The sequence below is a fragment of the Hydrogenophaga sp. PAMC20947 genome, from assembly GCF_004795855.1.
GTDB lineage: Bacteria > Pseudomonadota > Gammaproteobacteria > Burkholderiales > Burkholderiaceae_C > Hydrogenophaga.
In genome coordinates this window covers 2,098,354-2,121,985 of sequence record NZ_CP039252.1, presented here as the reverse complement: position 1 = coordinate 2,121,985, position 23,632 = coordinate 2,098,354, and the positions used below count along the sequence as shown (strand labels likewise).

Sequence of the window (23,632 nt, the reverse complement as noted above, 5' to 3'; positions counted from 1 at the left end):
AACGGGGGTAGGACGGTGCGGGGGCGCTCAGTGCTGGCGGCCGCAGTCTTCGAGGAAGCCGATGAGTTCTTCGCGCAGCTCGTAGTAGCGTGGGTGTTGCAGCAGCGCTTCGCGGGAGCGCGGACGGGGCAGCGGCACATCCATGACTTTGCCGATCTTGGCGCGCGGGCCATTGGTCATCATCACCACGCGGTCGGCCAGCAAAATAGCTTCGTCCACGTCGTGCGTGACCATCATGGCGGTCACCTGGCTGCGCGACCACACCTCCATCAAGACCTCTTGCAGGTCCCAGCGGGTCAGCGAATCCAGCATGCCAAAAGGCTCGTCGAGCAGCAGCATCTTGGGGTTGAGCGCAAAGGCGCGCGCAATGCCCACGCGCTGCTTCATGCCGTTGGACAGCTCCGAAGCCTTTTTCTGCATGGACGACCCCAGGCCCACCCGGTTGAGGTAATAACCGACCGTGTCACGGCGCTCGGCCTCGCTGGCATGGGGGAACACGCGGGCCACGCCCAGCATCACGTTGTCAAAAGCGGTGAGCCATGGCACCAGGCTGGGTGCCTGGAAGACCAGGCCGCGATCGGGACCGGCGTCGGCCACTTCGCGACCATCGAGCACGATCACGCCGTCGGTGATGTCGGTCAAGCCGGCCATCATCGAGAGCACAGTGGATTTGCCGCAACCCGAGTGACCGATCACCGAGATGAATTCGCCTTTGCGGATCTTCAGATCGAAACCGTCGACCACGGTCTGCGGACCCTTGGGCGTGGGGTAGACCTTGATGACCTGGGAAAACTCGACAAAACGGTTGTCGGCGCTGGTGGGCGCCAGCGGTGCGTCAATGGCTGGGGCCGCGTGCAGACTGGTCGCGGTTTCGATGCGTTCGGTCAGCGCCGCGTGGCGCAGGGCGAATCGGCTGGCCAGTGTCGGGCTGGCGGCCTTTTCCACCGCGTTGCGTGGCGTGAGCGTGGGCAACTGGATGACGTTGCTGCCCTGGCTGGCTGCGTGTTTGTGTGAGAGGCTGATCAGGTACTGCGTGATCTCGGCGCGCAGTTGCTGGAAACGCGCGTCGTGGTTCATGGCGCGGCGGTCGCGGGGGCGGGGGATGTCGACCACAAACGAAGGGCCGAGCGTGGCGCCGGGGCCGATGTCCAGCGGGATGATGCGGTCGGCCATCATCAGGGCTTCGTCCACGTCGTTGGTGATGAGCACCACCGTCTTGGTGTCTTCGCTCCAGATGCGCACGATCTCGTCTTGCAGGTTGGCGCGGGTGAGCGCGTCCAGCGCTGAAAGCGGTTCGTCCAGCAACAAGACGTCGGGGTCGGTCGCCAGAGCGCGGGCCACCGACACCCGCTGGCGCATACCGCCAGAGAGCTGGGCCGGCTTCTTGTCGATGGCTGGAGTGAGCCCGACCATCGAGACATAGTGTTTGACCCGCTCGCTGCGCTCGGTGGCGCTTTCGCTGGCGAAGACGCGGTCCACCGCCAAGGCCACGTTGTCGCGCACGCTGAGCCAGGGCATCAGCGAATAGCTCTGGAACACGATGCCGCGGTCCGGGCCGGGGCCTGTGATGGATGAGCCATTTTTCAACACGGCACCGCTGTCGGCGCTGGTCAGGCCGGCCAGCAAGCTGACCAGCGTGGTTTTTCCACTGCCGGAAAAACCGACAATGGCCACGAACTCGCCCGGTTCAACGCGGAGGTTGAGATCTTTCAAGATGTCGGTGCGATGGGCGCCGGCGCCGTATCCTTTGCAGACATTCTTCAGTTCCAGAGCGGCGGTGGCTGGCACCGCCACCAGCGTGGGTTGATTGGCGGTGTTGCCAGTGGCATCGGCGACAGATTTCAAGGCGAGGTTCATGGCAGCGTCCTGTTGGTTCGTGCGGCCCGTTTCAGCGGGGCACCACGAGGTTTTGCAGCACCTGCATCAGGCGGTCGAGGGCGTAGCCGATCAGGCCGATGGTGAACACCGCCACCATGATCCGACTGAGCGAATCGGAGCTGCCGTTCTGGAACTCGTCCCAGACAAACTTGCCCAGGCCCGGGTTTTGCGCCAGCATTTCTGCGGCGATCAGCACCATCCAGCCCACGCCCAGCGACAGGCGCATACCCGTGAAGATGAAGGGCAGGGCCGACGGCAGAATGATCTTGCGCACCCGTGTCGCGAGCGACAGTTGCAGCACCTTGCCCACGTTGACCAGATCCTTGTCGACCGAGGTCACGCCGATGGCGGTGTTGATCAGGGTGGTCCACAGTGAACAGAGCGTCACGGTGATGGCCGAGATCAGGAAGGATTTCTGGAACATGGGTTCGCCCGTGGTCACGTAGACCGCGCTCACGATCAGCGTCACGATGGGCAGCCACGCCAGCGGAGAGACGGGGCGGAACAACTGCACCATCGGGTTGATGGCGGCCTGCACGATCTTCGACGTGCCGGCCAGAATCCCCAGCGGGACCGCCACCACGGTGGCGAGCAGAAAGCCCACAAAAACGGTGTAGAGGCTGGTGACGATCTGGTCGAGGTAGGTGCGCTTGCCCGTCCACTGGAAGTTGCGCGGCTCGTAGCTGGGGTCTTCGGCGGTTCGTTCCTTGTTGCGTTGGGTCTGGCGCTCATAGAAGGCCGCCTGGCGTTCGCGCTCGGAGAAGTGCTCCTTGACCAGGAGCACGGCCTGCTCCGCCACTTGAGCCGGGCCGGGCACCGCGCCCAGGCTGGTCTGAATGCGCGAGGCTGCGACCGACCACAGCGCCAGGAAGATGGCGAAAGCCACCACCGGTATGCCAATCGACATCATGAAGGCACGGCCCAGTTCGCGTGGGTCGCGCAGGGCGGCGGCCCCGCTGCCAAAAAGTTTGTTCGCGAGTTCCATGGCGTTCAGACCTTGTCAGCGGCTTTGAGGCCGATCTTGAATTTGGCGAGGTAGTCGTTGGGTTTGCGGCCGTCGTAGTCGACGCCGTCGATGAACCCTTTTTGAACACCTTTGAAGCCATCGGTTTTGGGCAGGTCCGTGGCTTTGATCTTGCCTTCGGCCACCAGGGCATTGGCGGCTTCCATGTAGACCGTAGGCTGGTAGACCTTCTTGGCGATGTCCATGTACCAGCTGTCGGGCTTGCCTTCGGTGATCTGGCCCCAGCGGCGCATTTGCGTGAGGTACCAGATGGCGTCGCTGTAGAACGGGTAGGTGGCGAAGTTGCGGAAGAAAACGTTGAAGTCGGGGGCAGGACGCTTGTCGCCTTTCTCGTATTCAAAGGTGCCGGTCATGCTGTTGGCGATCACGGCCGCATCGGCGCCCACATACTGCGATTTCGAGAGCATCTTGACGGCCTCGATGCGGTTGGCCATGGAGGCGTCGAGCCACTGGCCAGCGCGGATCAGCGCCTTGACCACAGCGATGTGGGTGTTGGGGTTGGTTTTGGCCCAGTCGGCGGTGACCCCGAACACCTTCTCTGGGTTGTTCTTCCAGATTTCGTTGTCGGTGATCACCGGGACCCCGATGCCCTTGAACACCGCCTGCTGGTTCCAGGGTTCGCCCACGCAGTAGCCATGGATCGTTCCCGATTCCATGGTGTTGGGCATTTGGGGCGGCGGTGTGACCGACAGCAGCACATCGGCCTTGGAGGTGCCCGAGATGTCGCCGGAGGTGTAGTAGCCGGGGTTGAGCCCGCCGGCGGCGAGCCAGTAGCGCAGCTCGTAGTTGTGGGTGGAGACCGGGAATACCATGCCCATCTTGAAAGCCTTGCCTTCCTTCTTCCAGGCGTCGACCACCTTTTTCAGTGCGTCGGCCTTGATGGGGTGCACGACCTTGCCGTCTTTCATGGGCAGGTGCGGCTTCATCTCGGCCCAGACGGCGTTGGATACGGTGATGGCATTGCCGTTGAGGTCCATGCTGAAGGCGGTGACGATATCGGCCTTGGTACCAAAGCCGATGGTGGCGCCCAGCGGTTGTCCGGCGAGCATGTGCGCGCCGTCGAGCTGGCCATCGATCACCCGGTCGAGCAGCACTTTCCAGTTGGCCTGGGCTTCCAGCTGCACATTCAGACCTTCGTCTTCGAAGTAGCCTTTTTCATAGGCCACGACCAGGGGTGCACAGTCGGTCAGCTTGATGAAGCCAAATTTCAGCTGCTCTTTTTCAGGGCGACCAGGCTTGGCGGCCCATGCCGGCAGGCCCAGCGTAGTGGCGCCGGCCAAAGCCATGGCCTGGGTGGCGAAGCGGCGGCGGTTCGGGTGGTTCGTGGCATCGGACATGGACAACTCCTGAAGGAAGAAACAACGGGGTCCAGACAACGAAAAACGGCGCCCATCAACTGACAGGCCGATGGCCTGCGAGAGATGGACGCCGTTGTCCGGGTGGCCTGGAGAGACCTGAGCGGTGTGCCGTCGTTGGCACGCCGCTTTTGTTAGAGACTAAGCAGGGACCGTGCCAACTGCGCCTTCCCATCGCCTCGTTTGGCCCAGAACCCTGATTTGTAGGGGTTTTGCGCCGATTGCAGTGTCGAACCAGAGGGCAAATTGACCGCTGGGTGTGCTTGTCTCAGCGGGCTTTTCTGAGCCTTGAATTGGTGCACGTCAATCCTTTGGCACCGTTCTTGTGCGGTGCAACATGCGCGTCAGACTTCATGGCGCTTCGGTTCCGGGAGCACGTCTGCCATGGCCAGTACGGCCTCGGCCACATCGACCACACGCCTGTTCTGGTTCATGGCCATTTGCCGCATGGCTTTGTGAGCCGCCTCTTCGCTCAGGCTGCGGTGGGCCATCAGCAGGCCCTTCGCCCGTTCAATCAGCTTGCGCTCGTTGAGGCTGGCGCGCACGGTGTCCAGCTCGTCGCTCATGCTTTGCAAGCGGTGCGCTTGCTCTTGAACGAGCTCAAGGATGGAGCGGTCGAGCTGCTGTCCAAAGCCTTGTCCCCCCGTGCTCAATGGGGTGCCGAGCAAGCGTTCATCGCTCGCCGCTGGATCAAAGAAACCGGGTGCAGTGGTGTTGCCTGGGTTGTGCCTGACTGGTGCGCTGCCGTTCAGCACTTCAAACGCCGCCAGCTCGGCCGAAGTGGATGCGATGCGTTGCTCGCACAGGGCCAGCAGCTCGGAAGACATCTGATCTTCAACGGCTTTCATGGCATCCATGGTGGCGGTGCAGCAATCGAACCAGGCTTGGCTGAGGTCGGGTGAGAGGGGGGCACCTGCGGCGGTGGTGCACAACACCCGGCGCAAGCGCTCCAGGCAGACCAGGCCTTCTGGTTGCCGTGCAGCGCGCCAGGTGGCCATCACCGCTTCGCTGGCGAATTCGCCGAACACCTGCAGGCACCGTTCTTGTGACTCGATCAGGTGCAGCAGTTGCTGCTGTGCAGGAGCGTCGGCAAGCCCTGAGGCAAACAGCGCCGACCCGGTGGCGCGCTCCTGGCCGGCGCATTCTTTGCCCTGCATGAAATTGAACAGCGCGACCAGGCCACGCGAAATGCCGGGGTCGGCGGCGCTGTCGGCCGCTTCAAACACCACCGCCAGCAACCCGTTGATCAACCGGATGTAGGCCGCCGTTGCCTGGGCCGGGTTGAGTTGCTGGGCGGCGATGCGGTCCCGCAACTGGGGCAATGCATCCAGCCCCTGAAGCACGTAGGCGATGCGGCTGTACAAGCGAGCGCCATGGCCATTGCGCGGCGCCGCTTCGGTGTCGAGTTTGTCAAAGCAGGCGCGGACTTCGGTCTGGGCCGTGTCGCATTGGTGGATCTGGTCATCGCGCTCTGACGACCACCGCGCGCCCTGGGAAGCCAGGTAAAGGTTGGACAGGCCGCGTTCCCGCTGCAGGCCGTGCACCAACCGCCCGGTTGCGTTCACCAGCACGCTGGTCAACGCAAGCCGTTCGAGTTCGGCGATTTCGCAGCGTTTGGCGGCAATGAGGAAGCTGAGGCCTGAGGTCATCGTGTTGGAGGTTGGGCGTGCAGCCGATGGGGTCTGTGCAGCAACATCCGTGCCCGGGGTCCGGGCGGTGGACCCCGTGAACGAAGCCCGGAGCTTGTCCAAGTGTTTCCAAGGGGCCGTTCGGCCCAGGCGGAACCGCTCAAGCACGTTGGCTGTACAGGGGTTCGCCCATGCGAGCGATCCGCGAGGGGTAGGGGTGGCGTGGCCTGCTGCGCGAGAGGGTGGGATTCAGGCCACTGGCGCCGGGCATTGGGGGGCACCTATCGGCCGACCCCCATGCAAGCCCCGTGCAACACAGCGCTGCCTTCGGGGGAGCGGTCGGCGCGGGCGGCGTCGGGGCATGCTCGGTGCCGTGACATCACTTGCCGTGGCAGCCCCAACGGAGGGCCAAAGGCCAAGTGTGGGATGACCGCCCTGCCAAGGGGCGTGCTTCGGCCTCAGATTTCGGCCGCTGCAATCTCTTGCCGGTGGATCTGGGCCTGGGGCCCGAGCTCGTGGTGCAGGGCCACCACGGCACCCACCATGATCAGCGCGGGCGGCTTGACGCCGTGGGTGACTGCCAGTGTGGGCAGGTCGGCCAGTGTGCCGGTGATGCAGCGCTCCTCGGGCAGGGTAGCTCGCTCCACCAGGGCCGCTGGCGTGTCTTGGGGCAATCCGTGGGCGATCAGCTGCCGACAGATCTCGGGCAGGTTGTTCACACCCATGTAGAGCACCACCGTCTGGTTCGGGCGGGCAAGCATGGTCCAGTCCATGGACAACGCCTTGTTCTCACGCAGGTGACCGGTGGAGAGCACCAGCGAGCAGGCATGGTCACGGTGCGTCAGCGGGATGCCCACAGATGCAGCCGCGCCTTGTGCTGCGGTGAGCCCGGGCACCACGGTGAAGGGTATGCCGGCACGCGCAAGGGCTTGGGCTTCTTCGCCACCTCGGCCGAAGATGTAGCCGTCGCCGCCTTTGAGGCGCAACACGGGCCGCCCCGATTTCGCCAAACGGATCATGAGCTCGATGATGGAGGCCTGTGGCAATGCGTGGCGCGACGATTCCTTGCCCACGTAGACCCGATCCGCATCGGGGGGCAGGAAATCGAGAATGGCTGGGCTCACCAGGTGATCGTAGAGCACCAGCTTGGCCGCCTGCAGCGCGCGCATGGCCTTGATGGTGAGCAATTCCGGGTCGCCTGGCCCTGCGCCCACCAGCGTTACAGCCCCGGGCGGACCTTCAAAGCCGGACTCATTCTCCGACCAGCCAGGGGTCAGCCAATGGCTGGGTTCCATGACGCTCATGTTCTGCACTCCTGCGTGGGCTTGTTGTTGTGCCCATTGTTCTGCGGCGGAGTTGTGCAGTCCTTGACCTGGGTCAAGGACAAGGCCTGAGCCGCAGTTGACTATGGTGACTGTTCACTCACCGGCAATGGACAGCTGCCGGGTGAACTGGTCTGAAAACCCTGGAGGGGTGGGCAGACTGCTTACAACAGCTGCTCCGTGACGGAAAGAGAACCCATGAAACCCACCAAGATCATTCTGGGCACGCTGGCCATGGCCGCCATGCTCGTTGCCGGCAGTATTCATGCCGAGGACAAGAAAACCCTGACCCAACCCGAGGCGAACTACCAGGCGGGCAGTTCACCCATTGGCGATTCGCCAATGCACCAAAGCGTCAACCCCAAGGCGCCAGCCATGACGCAGGCCGAGTTCGATATCGGCCGCAAGATCTATTTTGAGCGCTGCGCGGGTTGCCATGGCGTGCTGCGAAAGGGTGCCACGGGCAAGCCGCTGACACCCGATCTCACGGTCGAAAAGGGCACGGATTACCTCAAGGTGTTCATCAATTACGGTTCGCCGGCCGGCATGCCCAACTGGGGTACCTCGGGCGAGCTCAATGACCAGGAAGTGGACCTGATGGCCCGCTACATCCAGCACGAGCCACCGATCCCACCCGAGTTCGGCATGGCGGACATGAAGGCCAGCTGGAAGGTCATCGTTCCGCCTGAGAAGCGGCCGACCAAGAAAATGAACGCCTACAACATCACCAACATTTTCTCGACCACGCTGCGCGATGCGGGTGAGATTGCGTTGATCGATGGGGACTCCAAGAAAATCATCAGCATTCTCAAAACCGGCTACGCGGTGCATATCTCGCGCATGTCGGCTTCAGGTCGGTACCTGTTCGTGATCGGCCGCGACGCCAGGATCAACATGATCGACCTGTGGATGGAAAAGCCCGACACGGTGGCGGAAATTCGCACTGGCCTCGAAGCGCGCTCGGTCGAGAGCAGCAAGTTCAAAGGTTATGAAGACAAGTACGTGATTGCCGGTTCCTACTGGCCGCCACAATTTGTCATCATGGACGGCGATACCCTCGAACCCCTCAAGATCGTCTCGACCCGGGGCAATGTGGTGGGCACGCAGGAATACCACCCTGAGCCGCGCGTGGCTTCTATCGTGGGCAGCCACTTCAGGCCCGAGTTTGTCGTGAACGTCAAGGAAACCGGCAAGACCCTGATGGTGGATTACTCCGATCTCGACGCACTCAAGACGATCGAGATTGGTTCGGCGCCTTTCCTGCACGACGGTGGCCTGGATTCGAGCAAGCGCTACTTCATGGTGGCAGCGAACCAGAGCAACAAGATTTCCGTCATTGACCTCAAGACGGACAAGCTGACCGCGCTGATCGATGTGGGCAAGATTCCCCACCCCGGCCGCGGTGCCAACTTCATTCATCCGAAGTTTGGTCCTGTGTGGTCCACTGGCCACCTGGGAGATGACACCATCTCCCTGATTGGTACCGACCCCGTCAAACACCCGAAAAATGCCTGGAAAGTGGTGCAGACGCTCACGGGCCAAGGCGGCGGTGCACTCTTCATCAAGAGCCATCCCAAGTCCAATCACTTGTATTCGGACACACCACTGAATCCCGATCCGAAGATCTCGCAATCGGTGGCCGTGTACGACATCAACAACCTGGAAAAAGGGTTCACCGTGTTGCCGATCGGCGAGTGGGCCGACATCAAGGATGACGGTGCCAAACGCGTGGTGCAGCCGGAGTTCAACAAGGCGGGCGATGAAGTCTGGTTCTCGGTCTGGAGTGCCAAGGACAAGATCAGCGCCATGGTCGTGGTGGACGACAAGACGCTCAAGCTCAAGGCTGTGATCAAGGACCCGCGCCTGATCACGCCCACGGGCCACTTCAACGTGAACAACACGCAGAACGACGTTTATTGACCCACCCCCGCGCCGCGCCTGCGGCGCGTCAGCCCCTCAAGGGGGGCGGCACTGGCGGACCGGCCAAGCCGGATCCGCTGTGCCTTGGGTGTAGACAATTCTGTGCAGAAACTCTTTTGGATAGCGATATGAAATCGAAATTACTTTTATCTGTGGTCGGAGCGGTGGCTTTGGCCTTCTCGGCGGGTTCGGCCATGGCCGATGGCGAAGCGGCTTTGACCAAGGGCGGCTGCATGGCCTGCCATTCCAAAGACAAAAAACTGGTGGGTCCTTCGTTCAAGGACATCGCCGCCAAGTACAAGGGCCAGGACATGAGCGCCCAGCTTTTTGACAAGGTGCGCAAGGGCGGCTCGGGTGTTTGGGGACCCATCCCCATGTCGCCCAATCCGGTGGCCAAGATCGACGATGCCAGCCTCAAAGAAGCGGTGGCCTTCATTCTGAAGTCCTGATTTCCCATGCCCAGTCTGTTGCGCTCGGCACTGGTCTTGCTCGCACTTTGTTCGGGTGCTGCGGTTTTCGCAGCACCACCGGCACAAGTGGGTGAGCCGGACGCTCGGCGCCAACAGACCCTGGTGCACATGGTGCGGCAAGACTGCGGCTCGTGCCACGGCATGCGGCTCACAGGTGGCCTTGGGCCACCATTGACGCAGGCGGCGATGGCCGACATACCGCTCGCCAGTCTGACCGCCACCATTTTTTATGGCCGACCGGGCACACCCATGCCGCCCTGGAGCGCCATGTTGAGCGAAGTTGAAGCGCGCTGGATCGCCCAGCGGCTGCAACAAGGCTTCCCCGAAGAATCATCTAGACAGACCCCATGAAACGCCGCGATCTTTTCTCTGCTGCAGCGCTAGCGCTGCCCTCCGTCGCCGTGCTGGGTGCTTTGCAAGGATGCGCTGCTGCGCCCATGCTGCGCGGCACGGGCGACCTCGGAGTGATCATCGGCCGCGCCAACGGCACGCTCTACCTCGTCGACACCTCGGCACAAACGCTGATCGGTGAAGTCCCCGGCCTGGGCGATCTCTCACATGCGTCGGTGGTGTTTTCCCGCGATGGCCTCTACGCTTACGTGTTCGGTCGCGATGGCGGTCTCACGCAGGTGAACCTGCTCGAACAGCGCATCACGCGACGGGTCATGCAGGCGGGCAATTCCATCGGTGGTGCCATCAGTGCCGACGGCACGCTGGTGGCCGCGCAAAATTACAAGCCCGGCGGCGTGAAGGTGTTTGACGCACGCACGCTGGAGCTCGTCGCCGATATTCCCGCCGAGTACGCGCCAGGCAAACTGTCCCGCGTGGTGGGGCTGGTTGATCTGCCAGGCGGGCGATTCGCCTACAGCCTGTTCGATGGCGATGCCATCTGGGTCAGCGACTGCTCAGACCCGAAGCAAGTCAAGACCACCAAATTCGAAGGCATTGGCCACCAGCCTTATGACGGACTGGTTACGCCCGATGGCCGCCACTACATTGCGGGCCTGTTTGGCGAAGATGGCTTGGCCATGATCGACTTGTGGGCTGAAAAACCCGAGGTCCGCCGCATTTTGAATGGCTATGGCCGTGGCCAGGAACCGCTGCCCGTTTACAAGATGCCGCATCTGCGCGGTTGGGCCGTGGCCGGGCGCCGCGCCTACTTGCCCGCCATTGGTCGCCATGAAGTGCTGGTTGTCGACACCGATACCTGGGCCGAAGTTGGCCGCATTCCAGTTGCCGGTCAGCCGGTGTTCGTCATGGCCCGGCCCGATGGTCGTCAGGTCTGGGTGAATTTTTCCGTGCCCGATTACCACCGCGTACAGGTCATAGACACCCAGACGCAAGCGATCGTCAAGACACTGGAGCCTGGCAAGGCCGTGCTCCACATGGAGTTCACGCCGCGCGGTGAGGTGGTGTGGATCAGCAGCCGCGATGACAACCGTGTCAGCGTCATCGACACACACAGCTTCGCCGTGCGCCAGCGCCTTGAGGTGCCCTCACCGAGCGGCATTTTCTTCACTTCGCGCGCCGCACGCATGGGGTTCTGAGCCATGGACACGCGCGCGCTCAAACCCCTTGCCGAAGGCAGCGCCGATCTGGCGCTGCTCAATGGGTGGCAACATGGTTTTCCGCTGGTCCGCGAACCCTTTGCTGTGCTTGGCGAGCGTCTGGATCTGTGTGAACAGGCGGTACTCGACGCCTGTGACCGGTTGCAGCGGGCGGGTGCGATCAGCCGCATCGGCGGGGTCTTTTCCCCCGGTGCTGGAGGGGCTGGCCTGCTCGCCGCCATGGCGGTGCCACAAGCGCGCATGGCCGAGGTGGCGGCATTGGTGTCGGCCCACCCGGGTGTGAACCACAACTACCAGCGCGAGCACGATTTCAACCTCTGGTTCGTGATGACAGGGCGCGATGCGGCTGCGGTGGAAACGGCCATGTTGACCTTGGAGCAGGCCACAGGCCTGCCCGCGCTTCGCCTTCGTCTGCAGCGCGCCTACCGCATCGATCTTGGTTTCGACCTGCGCCATGCCACGGCGCCGGTGCCCATGCGCGCCGATCGGGCCGCATGCGTATCGCCCCTCGGTGCCGGCGACTGGCGGTTGGCCCAGCAGGTGGAGGCGGGGTTGCAGCCTGTATCCAGGCCCTACGACCTCTGGGCCCAGGCCTGCGGCATGTCTGTCGACCAGGTGCTGACAACGCTGGACGCCTGGATCGAACGCGGCACGCTCAAGCGATTCGGTGTGGTGGTGCGACACCACGAGCTGGGGTTCTCGGCCAATGCCATGACGGTGTTCGACGTGCCCGACGGGTTGGTTGATACCTGCGGCGAGGCACTGGCCCGTCAGTCCGGCGTCACACTGGCCTACCGGCGCGAACGCGCGCCGCAGTGGCCCTACAACCTGTACTGCATGGTGCACGGCACCGACCGCGCAGTCGTGCATGAGGTGCTGGAAAGGGTGCGGGTTGCTGCTGGTCTGGACGACTACCGCCGTGCCGTGCTGTTTTCCACCCGCCGTTTCAAGCAGACCGGTGCTCGGCGCTTTCGCGACGTGCCCGGGTTGCCGTCCGGCGGACCGCCCCAGGAGGTGCTTCATGCTGTCGCCTGACGATGCCCGCCTGGTCAGCTTTCTGCACGGCGGTTTTCCCATTTCCGATCGACCCTTTGCCGCGGTGGGCGAACAGCTCGGCTGCAGCGAAGAGGCCGTGATCGAGCGTTTGCAGCGTCTGCTGAGCCATGGCGATCTCACCCGCTTCGGGCCCTTGTTTCAGATCGAGCGTGCCGGTGGGCGTTTTGTGCTGGCAGCCATGGCGGTGCCCGAGGAGCGGTTCACGGCCGTGACGGCCCAGCTGGATGCACTGGCTGAGGTGGCCCACAATTACAGGCGAGAATCGGCTTTCGGCAAGCGGCCAGGTGACGCTACGCCCGAGCTCAACATGTGGTTTGTGCTGGCGGTAGAGTCGATCGGACAGATGGCGCCGTTGCTCCAGCGCATCGAAGCGCTCACAGGCCTCACCGTGTACGATTTTCCCAAGGAAAAAGAGTTTTTCGTCGAGTTGCGCTTGCCGCTGCTAGGCGATGGCGCTGCGCCGGGAGGCTTGCATGTCCCTCAATGATTTTGACCGCCGGCTGATCCGTGCCACACAGGCTGGCCTGCCATTGGTACCCAGGCCGTACGAAGCGGTCGGGGCCACCCTGGGTGTCTCGGGCGAACAAGTCCGCGAGCGTTTGCAGTCCATGCTGGAGACGGGCCTGGTTCGCCGCATTGGCGCCGTGCCCAACCACTACCGGCTGGGCTTCACCGCCAACGGCATGAGTGTGTGGGACGTAAATGACGCCCTGGTGGATCAACTCGGTGCGCGCGTCGGCGACCTGCCCGGCGTCAGCCACTGTTACCGCCGCCCGCGCCGCCTGCCGGTCTGGCCCTACAACCTGTTCGCGATGCTGCACGGCCGCTCGCGAGAAGAAGTCGAACACCAGGCGCAGCACATCGCGAGCATGCTCGGCGACGCGTGCACCTCACACGACATCCTTTATTCCACCCAAATCCTGAAAAAAACAGGTCTGCGACTGAGCGCATGAACAACCCCGTCGCGCTTGTGTGCGAGCCCTTTTAAGGGGCGATGCTGGCGGCCTGGCAAAGCCAGTTCCACAGCATTCCGGATTGAAGACATCTCGCGTTCCGCACCAAGGAGAACCCCATGTTCCGTATCAGCCAATACCTGCGCGAAATCGCGCAAGCCGAAAAAACCGGCGTCTATCCAACACCAGCGCCCCGTGTTCCTCAGCAACCGGGCAAACACGTCGGGGGAGAAATGGGGAGTCCAGCCGTGGATGCCGCGGAACTGGCTGTGCCAGGCCGCCAGCATCGCACCCCTGGGGGGGTGACGGCGCACAGCGTCGGCGCAGGGGGGAGGCAGCCTCCAGGACCCGTCGTCATCTGGAACCTGATCCGACGCTGCAACCTCACTTGCAAGCATTGCTACGCACTCTCGGCCGACCACGATTACGAAGGCGAACTGTCGCGCGAAGAGGTGTTCACTGTGATGGACGACCTCAAGGCCTACCGTGTGCCGGTGCTCATTCTCTCGGGTGGCGAGCCGCTGCTGCGACCCGATATTTTTGAGATTGCCGAGCGCTCGCGCGACATGGGTTTTTACACCGGCCTGTCCACCAATGGCACCCTGATCGACGAGCCGATGGCCGACCGCATCGCTGCCATGGGCTTCAACTACGTGGGCATCAGCCTCGACGGCCTGCGCGAAACGCACGACAAGTTCCGCCGCCTCGAAGGCGCATTCGACCTCAGCCTGGCCGCTGTGCATTTGTTGCACGCACGCGGTGTCAAGGTGGGGTTGCGCTTCACCATGACGGCTTTGAATGCGCACGACCTGCCGGCCATGCTCGACCTGATGCGCACCGAGCAGGTCGACAAGTTCTATTTCTCCCACCTCAACTACGCTGGGCGCGGCAACATCCACCGCGGCAAAGACGCGCAGCACGTTGCCACCCGCGATGCGCTCGACCTGCTGTTCGAACGCGCCTGGGAGGCCGCTCAAAGCGGGCTGGACGAAGAGTATGTGACCGGCAACAACGATGCCGATGGGCCGTACCTGCTGCAATGGGTGCAGGCGCGTTTTCCGCAATGGGCGCCAGCCCTGCGCGAGCGGCTGGTGGCCTGGGGCGGCAACAGCAGCGGCGTGAACGTGGCCAACATCGACAACCTGGGCCATGTGCACCCCGACACCATGTGGTGGCATCACAAGCTGGGCGATGTGCGCGAGCGCCCCTTTTCTGAGATCTGGAGCGATCTGAGCGATCCGCTCATGGCGGGCCTCAAGGCCAAGCCCCGCAAGGTGGAAGGCCGCTGCGCCACCTGCCACCACTTCGACATTTGCGATGGCAACACCCGTGTGCGTGCCCAGCAACTCACCGGCAACCCTTGGGCCGAAGATCCCGGTTGTTACCTCACCGACGAAGAGATCGGCGCCGCGGCGGGCAGCGATGCCGGCCGCCTTGAAAACAAGCCTTTTGCACCCACGCCAAAAGTGCGAAAAGTGGTGCTGATGCGGGAAGAGGTCGGTCATGCCTGACCACACCATCGCACCCCTCTCATCGCGCGCCATGGATTGGCTCGCCGACGCCGGTCGCGCCCTGCTCGTGGCCGGTTTGTGCTGGATGGGCTTCGACATGGCCAGCGCGCAGACACCCCCTCAGACGCCCGAATCCACGGCTCGCGCCGCGGCGCTGTATACCGAACACTGCGCCGCCTGCCATGGCGCGCAGCGCACGGGTGGCATGGGTCCCGCGCTGTTGCCCGAAAGCCTCTCGCGTCTGCGGCCAGCCGAGGCGCTGCAGGTCATGACCCACGGGCGCGTGGCCACCCAGATGCCGGGCTTTGCCGACAAACTGGCCAAGGAAGATATCGCTGCCTTGGCGGCATACGTGCGCACGCCCGTGGTTCCCGCGCCCACCTGGAGCGAGGTTGACATCCGCGACTCGCGCACCTTCAACCCCGCACCCGCCAACGAGCTCGCCCAGCCGGTGTGGAGTGCCGACCCGATGAATCTGTTCGTCGTGGTGGAGGGCGGGGACCACCACGTGAGCTTGGTGGATGGCGACAAGTTCGAAGTGGTGGCCCGCTTTCCCACGCGGTTCGCATTGCATGGTGGGCCGAAGTTCACGCCAGACGGGCGCTATGTCTTTTTTGGATCGCGCGATGGCTGGATCACCAAGTACGATCTGTGGCGTTTGCGCGTGGTGGCTGAGGTGCGTGCCGGCATCAACATGCGCAATGTCGCGGTCAGCGGTGACGGCCAATGGGTGATGGCGGCCAACTATCTGCCGCACACACTCGCCCTGTTCGATGCCGATCTGAACCTGAAGCAGACCTATGCAGCTGCCACGCTCGACGGCAAGGCCACGTCGCGTGTTTCTGCGGTTTATGACGCCGAGCCGCGCCAGAGTTTTGTGGTGGCGCTCAAAGACATTCCCGAGCTCTGGGAGATCTCCTACAACCCGAAGGCTGAGCCCATTTTTGACGGTTATGTGCACGACTACAAGATGGGGGAGGGCGTCGCCAAGCCGGGCTTCCTGGGCGTGCGGCGCACGCCACTGGATCAACCGCTGGACGATTTCTTCTTTGACCAGAGCTACAGCAACGTGCTCGGTGCCACCCGCGGTGATACGGCAGGCGAGTCGAGCGACGCGAGCGCCCAGGTGGTCAACCTCGATGCGCGCCGCAAGATCGCCGACCTCCCCATTGCCGGCATGCCGCATCTGGGCTCAGGCATCACCTTTCCCTGGAACGGCAGCACCGTGTTGGCCAGCCCCAACCTCAAGGACGGGGCCATCGACGTGATCGACATGAAGAGCTGGAAACTGGTGGCCACCATTCCCACGCCAGGCCCGGGCTTCTTCATGCGCAGCCACGAAAATACGCGCTACGCCTGGACCGATTCCATGATGAGCCGCACCGCCAAAGACACGCTCACCATCATCGACAAGACCACGCTCAAACCCGTGGCCGAGGTCAAGGAGCCGGGCAAGACCCTGGCCCACATCGAATTCACCAAGGACGGCAAATACGCCTTGGCCAGCGTGTGGGAGATGGACGGTGCGCTCGTGATCTATGATGCGTCCACCTTCAAAGAGGTCAAGCGCCTGCCCATGAGCAAGCCGGTGGGCAAATACAACGTGTGGAACAAGATCTCCCGATCCGAAGGCACTTCACATTAGAAAAGTGAAGCACCCCCTGCGCCGCTTTGCGGCTCCCCCCTCTCTTGCGGCTGGGGGAAGCAGCCCCCCTGTGGCCAGCTGAACTTGTCAAAGGGCTGCTCCACGGTTGCCCAAGAATAGGCACGTGCTCCAACGGCACGTTCGCTTGCCTTGAATCCATTCCAATCCACCGTGAACTGCGCCTTGCTTCTACCGCTTCCCCTGAAATTCGCACCTGGCTCACGTCATGTCTGAGCGCTCCGAACCCCGGTTGCCCGGCGACGGTGTCATCTGGCTGCTGGTCCTGGTCGAGCTGCTCACCTTTGGCTTGCTGTTCATCTCGTTTGCTTTCGCGCGCTGGCGTGAACCCGCGCTGTTTGCACAGGGGCAGGGCGCTCTTGATCTGTCCACTGGCGCGCTGAACACCTTGCTGTTGGTGGCGGCGAGCTGGTGTGCTGCGCGCGCCGTCCATGCGTTCCGCAACAACCACGGCCGTGCCGGGACCCGGTGGCTGTACGGTGGAATGGCGGGCGCCGTGGGCTTTCTGGGGGTCAAGAGCCACGAGTTCGCCGGCAAGATCGTCGCCGGATTCGACTGGGCCGACAACAGTTTTACCGTGCTCTACACCATGCTCACGGGTTTCCACTTTCTCCATGTGCTGGTGGGCGCGTGGGTGTTTGCCGTCCTGGGGTGGAAAGCTCGCCAGGGCGCTTACGGCCCCCAACACCTCAACGGCCCTGAATCGGGCGCCGTGTTCTGGCACATGGTCGACCTGCTGTGGATGGTGCTGTTCGCCCTGGTTTATGTCATCCGCTGAAAGGCCATACCCATGAGCATCCGCCGCATCAACACCGTCGCTATCCTGCTCGCCTTGGCCACGGCGTTGAGCTGGTGGCTGGGCGAGGCCGTGGTGACCAGCGGCGGCCATTCGTTGTCCAGCGGCGCCGTGCTGGCGGTGCTTGCGCTCGCTGCCTTCAAAGGCGCACTGATCGCGCTGGACTACATGGAGCTGCGCACCGCGCCCGCGCTGTGGCGGCGTGCTGTCTTGGCCTGGATGGTCGTGATGATCGTTTTGATCGCACTCGTCACCGTCGGCTTGCGGGCTTGACGAGCAGCGCTGCGCAACGCCAGCGGCGAACGATAAACACCGTCACAACGCCGAACGGCACAAAGGCCAGCGCATGTCCTGCGCAAGCGGGCAAAGCAACCTCGGCGCCGCGCAGCACCACGCCGGCCATGGGGCGGTTGCGCCGGCGGGGAACGGCGAGATGAGCACGGCTTGAGTTCGCAATGTGGGGTTCAAGCTTGCCCACGCAAGGGCTGCAAAGTGGATCGGGGCAGCTCCGAAACACTGTCTGGTGCCTTCCTTGATCCAGGTCAATTAACTTACCCGACAAAAAAAGTAGGATACCGCCATCAACTATGGATGGAGGGCTTTCATGAGCCAAGGGCAAAGCGGGTTTACCAAACAAATGGCCCGCAATATGTTTTATGGGGGCAGTGTGTTTTTCATACTGCTGTTTGCGGCGATCATTTTCGACAGTGAGCGGCGGATTCCCGAGCGCTCCAACGCGGAGAACATCACGCCCGGTGTCATTGCGGGCAAAAAAATCTGGGAAACCCGCAATTGCATCGGCTGCCATACGCTGCTGGGCGAAGGTGCTTACTTCGCACCCGAGTTGGGCAACGTTTACAAGCGCCGTGGCCCTGACTTTATCAAGGCCTGGATGAAAGCCATGCCCACCGGGGCGCCGCACCGTCGGCAAATGCCCCAGTTCAACCTGACCGATGAGCAGCTGGACAACGTGGTCGAGTTCCTGAAATGGACCGGCGAGATCAACACCGAAAACTGGCCACCGAACATCGAAGGCTGATCGGAGAACACCATGACCATCACCACACTCAAATACCAGAGCCAATCGGTCTCCAAGAACTACTTCATCGCTGCGATGGTGTTGTTTGCTGCGCAGATCATTTTTGGCATCACGCTCGGCCTGCAATACGTGATCGGGGATCTGTTCTTCCCCTACATCCCCTTCAATGTGGCCCGCATGGTCCACACCAACCTGCTCATCGTCTGGCTGCTGTTCGGCTTCCAGGGCGCGGCCTACTACATGGTGCCGGAAGAGTCGGAAACCGAGCTCTATTCCACCAAGTTGGCCAAGCTGCTGTTCTGGGTCTTCCTGGTCGCCGGTGGCCTGACCATCGTGGGTTACCTCACGGTGCCCTACGCCAAGCTGGCCGAACTCACCGGCAACGACATGCTGCAAACCATGGGGCGCGAGTTCCTGGAGCAGCCGTTGCCGACCAAAGTCGGTATCGTCATTGTGATGCTGGGCTTTCTGTTCAACATCAGCATGACCGTGCTCAAGGGACGCAAGACCGCCATCTCCATGGTGCTGCTCATCGGCCTCTGGGGCCTGGCGCTGATGTTCCTGTTCAGTTTTGTGAATCCGCACAACTTGGTGCGCGACAAAATGTACTGGTGGTTTGTGGTTCACCTTTGGGTGGAAGGAACCTGGGAACTGATCCTGGGTGCGTTGCTGGCCTACGTCTTGGTCAAGACCACCGGCGTTGACCGTGAAGTGATCGACAAGTGGCTCTACGTGATCATTGCCTTCGCGCTGATGAGCGGCATTTTGGGCACAGGTCACCACTTCTTCTTCATTGGTATGCCGGGTTACTGGCTCTGGATCGGCAGTGTGTTCAGCGCACTGGAGCCGCTGCCCTTCTTCATGATGACGGTGTTCGCTTTCAACATGGTGCAGCGCCGCCGCCGCGACCACCCCAACCAGGCCGCTGTGTTGTGGGCTGTGGGCTGCGCCGTGATGGGCTTCCTGGGTGCTGGTCTGTGGGGCTTTCTGCACACGCTCAGCGCGGTCAACTATTACACCCACGGCTCGCAGCTGACTGCCGCACACGGCCACCTCGCTTTCTACGGTGCCTATGTGCTGGTGGTGATCACCTTGATCAGTTACGCCATGCCCACGCTGCGCGGACGCATCGCGAACAGCCCAAGAGCACAGGCCTATGAAATGTGGAGCTTCTGGATCATGACCATCGGAATGGCCGTGATGGTGTTGGCCCTGACCGGTGCCGGCATCCTGCAAGTTTGGCTGCAACGCATGCCCACCGACGGGACCGCCATGGGATTCATGGCCACGCAAGACCAATTGGCCTACTTCTACTGGGTGCGCATTGTGGGTGGCGTGATCTTCCTGATCGGCCAGTTCACGTATTTCGCCAGCTTCTTCATCGGTGGAGAACATGTGTTGAAGGACGATGTTGAGGCCCCTCGCGTGGGTGGTGGTGGCATGTTGCGCGGCCAGCCTGCACAGCGGGCCTGAAAATGAAGCACCCCTGCGCCGCCTTCGGCGTCGCCCCCTCCTGGGGGCGATGCCAGCCGACAGGCCAAGCCAGATCGGCGGCTTCCTCGGGGGGACCGCTTCTGGCGTCTCGGGGACGAGCGCGCATCAATTGACGGACGATGGTGTCAAACATGGACCACACTGAGCAAAGGCAACTGGCGCAAGCCGCCGTGCCCTTCTACGCCGAGCAGGCCGGTGAAACCACGCTCTTTGAGCACGCGTTTCGCCAGCGACTGCCGGTGCTGATCAAAGGGCCGACGGGTTGCGGCAAGACCCGTTTTGTGGAGCACATGGCCGCCCGCCTGGGACGTCCGCTCATCACGGTGAGCTGCCATGACGATCTGAGTGCGGCCGACCTGGTGGGCCGCCATTTGATTGGTGGGCAAGGCACGGTCTGGGCCGATGGCCCTCTGGCTCGCGCGGTGCGTACGGGCGCGATCTGCTACCTCGACGAGGTGGTCGAAGCGCGCAAGGACACCACGGTGGTTTTGCACCCCTTGGCTGACGATCGGCGCGTCTTGCCGATTGAGCGCACTGGCGAACAGCTGGTGGCACCCCCGGGTTTCATGCTGGTCATCAGCTACAACCCTGGCTACCAGAACCTGCTGAAGAGTCTCAAGCCCAGCACGCGTCAACGTTTCATCGCGCTGACCTTCGGTTACCCCAATGCCCAGGTGGAGCAGGGGATCATCGAGCAGGAAGCGGGCGTGGACGCCTCGTTGGCTTCTCGCCTGGTGCAGTTGGCCACGGCCTTGCGCCGTTTGACCGACCACGACCTGGAAGAAACCGTCAGCACCCGTTTGCTGGTGATGGCCGCTCGCCTGGTGGCCAGCGGTCTGCCGCTGGCCGTGGCTTGCCGTGCCGCCATCGTGGACGCCTTGACCGACGACGCTGAAACAGCTGCCGCTTTGGATGAAGTGGTGTCCGCCGTCATCGGATGATCGAATGAACCGTCTCTCTGCTTCACGTCGAGTCTTCCCCCTTTCAAGGGGGGGCCGCTGCAGTGGCTTGGCAAATCCAGTTCCACGGTGCGCACCGGAAGGTGTTTTCTCCATGCGCCTGGGCCTTCACACGCTTGGCGTCGATTCACGTTAACGTTTTGCAGCGGCGGCGCTGCCATCTCCTCAGTCACTTCATCATGCAACGCCGCCGTCTTTTCTTTCAGTTGGGCTTTTTCGCCCTGTTTTTGCTGGCCCCCGCGCTGAACCTGCTGCGCTTCGATCTCAACGAAGCCCAGCTCTGGTTTCTGGGCCAGCGATGGTCGCTGGGCATTGATGCCTTCAGGGCCGGCGAGATCACCGCCCAACAAGTGGCTGTTCAAATATTTCTGCGGGCATTCTTGCCGGGCATTGCCGTGGTGGTTGCCTTTCTCGCGGTGGCTTATCGGTACGGGCGTTTGTATTGCGGCTGGCTGTGTCCGCACTTCACGCTGGTCGAAACCCTCAACAACGCCTTGCACCGCGCCAGCGGCAAATTGAGCTTCTGGGACAAGCACCGCACCGCACGCGCCAATGTCAAGCCCTCTGCGCGCTGGTGGCCGGTGTTTGGCACGCTGTGCCTGGGCTTCGGCTTTGTCTGGGCCATCACTTTGTTGACCTATCTGCTTCCGCCTGCCGAAATCTGGACCAATCTGATGGCCGGTGCGCTGACCCCCAACCAGGCGCGGTTTCTCGCCATTGGCACGGCGGTTTTCACACTCGAATTCGCCTTTGCCCGCCATCTGTTTTGTCGGTTCGGCTGTGCCGTCGGCCTGTTTCAGAGCCTGGCTTGGATGGCCAATCCCAAGGGCATGGTGGTGGCTTTTGACCGTGACCATGCCCGCGATTGCCGCAGTTGCAGCACCGCGGTTCACCCGGACGGGTCGGCCTGCGACGACGGTTGCCCGATGCGCCTGAACCCGCGCAACATCAAGCGCATGATGTTTTCCTGCGTGCAGTGTGGCCAGTGCCTTGACTCCTGCGAGGAAACGCAGGAAGCCAAAGGCCGCGAGCCCTTGCTGGAATGGAAGGTCGGGGCCGATGCGGTGCGCGAAACCCTGCGGCAACGCAAAGCCGAGCTGGCAGCCGAGACGGCAACAACGCAGAAAGCGGGTGTCTGATGGAAGAATGGGTGGGTGCCCAATGGCACCGCTTCATCAACAAGGCTGCGAGCCGCCAGCATCCGCAAGCCGCCGTGCATCTACCCGAGATGCAGCGGGCGATCGGCATGTTGTTTCGTGCCGGTGGCGGGGGGCACGCGGTGCGCGTGGCGCCGGCCACCGATGTGCGAAGCGGCGGGCCCCGCGGCTGGCTGGAACGCATCGCTGGCAGTGGTACCCACGCAGCCACGGGCCGCCTGGAACCCGAAGCATTGTCCTTGCCGTCAACGGTGGCCGTGTTCGATGACGCGGCACTCAACCGCGCACTCTATGTGTGGCTGGCCGCTATGGCGGCCATGATCGAACCAACCGGCGACTGGGTCGCCGACAACCTGCGCGCCACAGCCGCTGTGTTGCAGCGCTTTCCGGGGTTGGCCCGACGCTATGCGGATGTGCTGGCCGCACAACGGGCGCTGCGGCCCAGCCTGGGTCAACTGAAGGGTCGGGCGGCGCAGGCTGAGGCCCTGGTGCAGGGTGCCTTGGCCACTGATCCGGCGGTGAGCGAAGAGGAGGCGCGCGCGGGCGTGGCCCCTCACGAAGTCGCGCCAGTCTGGTTGTGGCTGGATGCGGGCATGGGTCCAGAGGCTGCAACGTCACGCGCCGACCCCGCACAGCCCAACGGCGATGCGCGCAAGCCCACGGCCAGCGATGCGCGCCGCCGCCGAGCCCAGGCGGTGAGCGACGACCGAGACAAGGCGCCGCTGATGATGTTTTTCCGCGCCGAGTCGGTCTTGTCGTGGGGTGAATTCATCAAAGTCAATCGCGCCACCGACGACGACCCCGATGAAAACGCCAGCAACGTGGCCAACGACATGGACGTCTTGGCCATTGCGCCCGATGGCCAGACCGCAGCCTCGCGCGTGAAATTTGATCTGGACTTGCCCAGTGCGGCGGCAGACGACCAGCCGCTGGGCCTGGGTCAGCGTTTTCCTGAGTGGGATTTCAGACGCAATGCTTTGCTGCCCGAGCACTGTGCGTTGCAAACCTTTGTGGCCAAGCCCACAGAATCCTATGCACCGCCTGCGGCCCTGAGAGCCACCGCCAAGCGCGTGCGCCGACGGCTGGAAGTCTTGCGTGCCGGTACCGGGCGGGCGAGGGGCCAGTCGGAAGGCGATGACATCGATCTGGACGCCTGGGTGCGCCACCAGGTGGATGCGGCCTGCAGCCCGAGCAGCGAGGCCCCTGCGGTGTTCACGCGCCGTGTACGCACCGAGCGCAGCCTGGCCACCTTGTTGCTGGCCGATTTGTCGCTTTCCACCGATGCCTACGCGACCCAGACGGCCCGCGTGATCGACGTGATCCGCGATGCGCTCTATGTGTTTGGTGAGGCCTTGGCCGCCAGTGGCGATCCCTTCGAGATGTTGGGGTTTTCGTCGGTGCGGCGGCACAACGTGCGCATCCAGCATCTCAAAGGCTTTGACGAGCCGTGGAATGCGGGCAGCCGCGACCGCGTGGGGGCGATCAAACCGGGCTACTACACCCGCATGGGCGCTGCCATCCGTCTGGCCACCGAGCGGTTGGGCCAGCGGCCCGAGCGGCAGCGGCTGATGTTGATCCTGACCGACGGCAAGCCCAACGACCTGGATATCTACGAAGGGCGTTACGGCCTGGAAGACACCCGCCACGCCGTGCAGGCTGCGCGGGCCGCTGGCCTGATCCCTTTTTGCATCACCATCGACGAGTCTGCCCACGATTACCTGCCCATGCTGTTTGGCCAGCAAGGCTACGCGCTGGTGCACCGGCCGCAGGATCTGGTGGGGCGCCTGGCCACGGTCTATACCCGCTTTATGCGCCAAAGCGGGTCTTGACGCAGGTTCT

General features: G+C 62.9%; 21 protein-coding genes. 16 read left to right on the top strand and 5 right to left on the bottom strand.

Going from position 1 to position 23,632, the window contains the following annotated elements; all coding sequences use genetic code 11:
- Positions 1-27 precede the first annotated feature (27 nt).
- The 5 genes from E5678_RS09500 to cobA form a co-directional block, all read right to left on the bottom strand.
- Entirely contained in the window at positions 28-1,857 is a 1,830-nt protein-coding gene (locus E5678_RS09500) for a nitrate ABC transporter ATP-binding protein (protein WP_136178298.1), read from the bottom strand.
- Between the two features lie 31 nt (positions 1,858-1,888).
- A complete protein-coding gene (locus tag E5678_RS09495; protein ID WP_136178297.1) occupies positions 1,889-2,863 on the bottom strand; it encodes an ABC transporter permease in 975 nt (324 codons plus the stop codon).
- A 5-nt stretch (positions 2,864-2,868) separates the two neighbouring features.
- Positions 2,869-4,239 (bottom strand): CmpA/NrtA family ABC transporter substrate-binding protein, encoded by a 1,371-nt coding sequence (locus E5678_RS09490; protein ID WP_136178296.1) that lies wholly within the window; start codon positions 4,237-4,239, stop codon positions 2,869-2,871.
- Positions 4,240-4,601: 362 nt separating this feature from the next.
- The gene (locus E5678_RS09485) at positions 4,602-5,906 is read right to left on the bottom strand and encodes a nitrate regulatory protein (RefSeq protein ID WP_136178295.1); all 1,305 of its coding nucleotides are present in this window, start codon (positions 5,904-5,906) and stop codon (positions 4,602-4,604) included.
- Positions 5,907-6,343: 437 nt separating this feature from the next.
- Positions 6,344-7,189 carry a uroporphyrinogen-III C-methyltransferase gene (gene cobA / locus E5678_RS09480; RefSeq protein ID WP_136178294.1) on the bottom strand — a complete coding sequence of 282 codons (846 nt, stop codon included), beginning with the start codon at positions 7,187-7,189 and terminating at the stop codon, positions 6,344-6,346.
- A gap of 216 nt (positions 7,190-7,405) precedes the next feature.
- Here cobA and E5678_RS09475 point away from each other — a divergent pair, with 216 nt between their 5' ends.
- The 16 genes from E5678_RS09475 (at position 7,406) to E5678_RS09400 (ending at position 23,622) form a co-directional block, all read left to right on the top strand.
- Complete coding sequence (locus tag E5678_RS09475) at positions 7,406-9,127, top strand: nitrite reductase (RefSeq protein ID WP_136178293.1); 1,722 nt, start codon at positions 7,406-7,408, stop codon at positions 9,125-9,127.
- 128 nt (positions 9,128-9,255) lie between these two features.
- A complete protein-coding gene (locus E5678_RS09470; protein ID WP_136178292.1) occupies positions 9,256-9,576 on the top strand; it encodes a c-type cytochrome in 321 nt (106 codons plus the stop codon).
- 6 nt (positions 9,577-9,582) lie between these two features.
- On the top strand, positions 9,583-9,948 hold the full coding sequence (locus E5678_RS09465; protein WP_136178291.1) for a cytochrome c: 366 nt from the start codon (positions 9,583-9,585) through the stop codon (positions 9,946-9,948).
- A complete protein-coding gene (locus E5678_RS09460) occupies positions 9,945-11,144 on the top strand; it encodes a cytochrome D1 domain-containing protein (protein ID WP_136178290.1) in 1,200 nt (399 codons plus the stop codon). The genes E5678_RS09465 and E5678_RS09460 overlap by 4 nt, the downstream gene beginning before the upstream one ends.
- 3 nt (positions 11,145-11,147) lie before the next feature.
- Positions 11,148-12,200 carry an Lrp/AsnC family transcriptional regulator gene (locus E5678_RS09455; protein ID WP_136178289.1) on the top strand — a complete coding sequence of 351 codons (1,053 nt, stop codon included), beginning with the start codon at positions 11,148-11,150 and terminating at the stop codon, positions 12,198-12,200.
- Complete coding sequence (locus E5678_RS09450; protein WP_136178288.1) at positions 12,187-12,708, top strand: Lrp/AsnC family transcriptional regulator; 522 nt, start codon at positions 12,187-12,189, stop codon at positions 12,706-12,708. Before E5678_RS09455 ends, E5678_RS09450 begins: the two co-directional genes overlap by 14 nt.
- Complete coding sequence (locus E5678_RS09445; RefSeq protein WP_136178287.1) at positions 12,695-13,174, top strand: AsnC family transcriptional regulator; 480 nt, start codon at positions 12,695-12,697, stop codon at positions 13,172-13,174. Before E5678_RS09450 ends, E5678_RS09445 begins: the two co-directional genes overlap by 14 nt.
- Before the next feature lie 119 nt (positions 13,175-13,293).
- On the top strand, positions 13,294-14,685 hold the full coding sequence (gene nirJ, locus E5678_RS09440) for a heme d1 biosynthesis radical SAM protein NirJ (RefSeq protein ID WP_247596966.1): 1,392 nt from the start codon (positions 13,294-13,296) through the stop codon (positions 14,683-14,685).
- A 97-nt stretch (positions 14,686-14,782) separates the two neighbouring features.
- The gene (locus E5678_RS09435) at positions 14,783-16,330 is read left to right on the top strand and encodes a cytochrome D1 domain-containing protein (RefSeq protein WP_247597013.1); all 1,548 of its coding nucleotides are present in this window, start codon (positions 14,783-14,785) and stop codon (positions 16,328-16,330) included.
- 226 nt (positions 16,331-16,556) lie between these two features.
- Positions 16,557-17,126 carry a cytochrome c oxidase subunit 3 gene (locus E5678_RS09430; protein WP_136178286.1) on the top strand — a complete coding sequence of 190 codons (570 nt, stop codon included), beginning with the start codon at positions 16,557-16,559 and terminating at the stop codon, positions 17,124-17,126.
- 12 nt (positions 17,127-17,138) lie between these two features.
- The gene (locus tag E5678_RS09425) at positions 17,139-17,417 is read left to right on the top strand and encodes a cytochrome C oxidase subunit IV family protein (RefSeq protein ID WP_136178285.1); all 279 of its coding nucleotides are present in this window, start codon (positions 17,139-17,141) and stop codon (positions 17,415-17,417) included.
- Between the two features lie 331 nt (positions 17,418-17,748).
- Positions 17,749-18,183: a cytochrome c gene (locus E5678_RS09420; RefSeq protein ID WP_136178284.1), complete on the top strand. Its 435-nt coding sequence runs from the start codon at positions 17,749-17,751 to the stop codon at positions 18,181-18,183.
- A 12-nt stretch (positions 18,184-18,195) separates the two neighbouring features.
- The gene (locus E5678_RS09415; protein ID WP_136178283.1) at positions 18,196-19,656 is read left to right on the top strand and encodes a cbb3-type cytochrome c oxidase subunit I; all 1,461 of its coding nucleotides are present in this window, start codon (positions 18,196-18,198) and stop codon (positions 19,654-19,656) included.
- Positions 19,657-19,808: 152 nt separating this feature from the next.
- The gene (locus E5678_RS09410; RefSeq protein WP_136178282.1) at positions 19,809-20,618 is read left to right on the top strand and encodes a CbbQ/NirQ/NorQ/GpvN family protein; all 810 of its coding nucleotides are present in this window, start codon (positions 19,809-19,811) and stop codon (positions 20,616-20,618) included.
- A gap of 197 nt (positions 20,619-20,815) precedes the next feature.
- Entirely contained in the window at positions 20,816-21,775 is a 960-nt protein-coding gene (locus E5678_RS09405) for a 4Fe-4S binding protein (protein WP_136178281.1), read from the top strand.
- A complete protein-coding gene (locus tag E5678_RS09400; protein ID WP_136178280.1) occupies positions 21,775-23,622 on the top strand; it encodes a VWA domain-containing protein in 1,848 nt (615 codons plus the stop codon). Before E5678_RS09405 ends, E5678_RS09400 begins: the two co-directional genes overlap by 1 nt.
- Positions 23,623-23,632: the final 10 nt, after the last annotated feature.

What these genes read in the sequence shown, in the direction of transcription:
- E5678_RS09500 (WP_136178298.1), bottom strand. Translation starts at nt 1,857, where the DNA reads ATGAACCTCGCCTTGAAATCTGTCGCCGATGCCACTGGCAACACCGCC.
- E5678_RS09495 (WP_136178297.1), bottom strand. Translation starts at nt 2,863, where the DNA reads ATGGAACTCGCGAACAAACTTTTTGGCAGCGGGGCCGCCGCCCTGCGC.
- E5678_RS09490 (WP_136178296.1), bottom strand. Translation starts at nt 4,239, where the DNA reads ATGTCCGATGCCACGAACCACCCGAACCGCCGCCGCTTCGCCACCCAG.
- E5678_RS09485 (WP_136178295.1), bottom strand. Translation starts at nt 5,906, where the DNA reads ATGACCTCAGGCCTCAGCTTCCTCATTGCCGCCAAACGCTGCGAAATC.
- cobA (WP_136178294.1), bottom strand. Translation starts at nt 7,189, where the DNA reads ATGAGCGTCATGGAACCCAGCCATTGGCTGACCCCTGGCTGGTCGGAG.
- E5678_RS09475 (WP_136178293.1), top strand. Translation starts at nt 7,406, where the DNA reads ATGAAACCCACCAAGATCATTCTGGGCACGCTGGCCATGGCCGCCATG.
- E5678_RS09470 (WP_136178292.1), top strand. Translation starts at nt 9,256, where the DNA reads ATGAAATCGAAATTACTTTTATCTGTGGTCGGAGCGGTGGCTTTGGCC.
- E5678_RS09465 (WP_136178291.1), top strand. Translation starts at nt 9,583, where the DNA reads ATGCCCAGTCTGTTGCGCTCGGCACTGGTCTTGCTCGCACTTTGTTCG.
- E5678_RS09460 (WP_136178290.1), top strand. Translation starts at nt 9,945, where the DNA reads ATGAAACGCCGCGATCTTTTCTCTGCTGCAGCGCTAGCGCTGCCCTCC.
- E5678_RS09455 (WP_136178289.1), top strand. Translation starts at nt 11,148, where the DNA reads ATGGACACGCGCGCGCTCAAACCCCTTGCCGAAGGCAGCGCCGATCTG.
- E5678_RS09450 (WP_136178288.1), top strand. Translation starts at nt 12,187, where the DNA reads ATGCTGTCGCCTGACGATGCCCGCCTGGTCAGCTTTCTGCACGGCGGT.
- E5678_RS09445 (WP_136178287.1), top strand. Translation starts at nt 12,695, where the DNA reads ATGTCCCTCAATGATTTTGACCGCCGGCTGATCCGTGCCACACAGGCT.
- nirJ (WP_247596966.1), top strand. Translation starts at nt 13,294, where the DNA reads ATGTTCCGTATCAGCCAATACCTGCGCGAAATCGCGCAAGCCGAAAAA.
- E5678_RS09435 (WP_247597013.1), top strand. Translation starts at nt 14,783, where the DNA reads ATGGCCAGCGCGCAGACACCCCCTCAGACGCCCGAATCCACGGCTCGC.
- E5678_RS09430 (WP_136178286.1), top strand. Translation starts at nt 16,557, where the DNA reads ATGTCTGAGCGCTCCGAACCCCGGTTGCCCGGCGACGGTGTCATCTGG.
- E5678_RS09425 (WP_136178285.1), top strand. Translation starts at nt 17,139, where the DNA reads ATGAGCATCCGCCGCATCAACACCGTCGCTATCCTGCTCGCCTTGGCC.
- E5678_RS09420 (WP_136178284.1), top strand. Translation starts at nt 17,749, where the DNA reads ATGAGCCAAGGGCAAAGCGGGTTTACCAAACAAATGGCCCGCAATATG.
- E5678_RS09415 (WP_136178283.1), top strand. Translation starts at nt 18,196, where the DNA reads ATGACCATCACCACACTCAAATACCAGAGCCAATCGGTCTCCAAGAAC.
- E5678_RS09410 (WP_136178282.1), top strand. Translation starts at nt 19,809, where the DNA reads ATGGACCACACTGAGCAAAGGCAACTGGCGCAAGCCGCCGTGCCCTTC.
- E5678_RS09405 (WP_136178281.1), top strand. Translation starts at nt 20,816, where the DNA reads ATGCAACGCCGCCGTCTTTTCTTTCAGTTGGGCTTTTTCGCCCTGTTT.
- E5678_RS09400 (WP_136178280.1), top strand. Translation starts at nt 21,775, where the DNA reads ATGGAAGAATGGGTGGGTGCCCAATGGCACCGCTTCATCAACAAGGCT.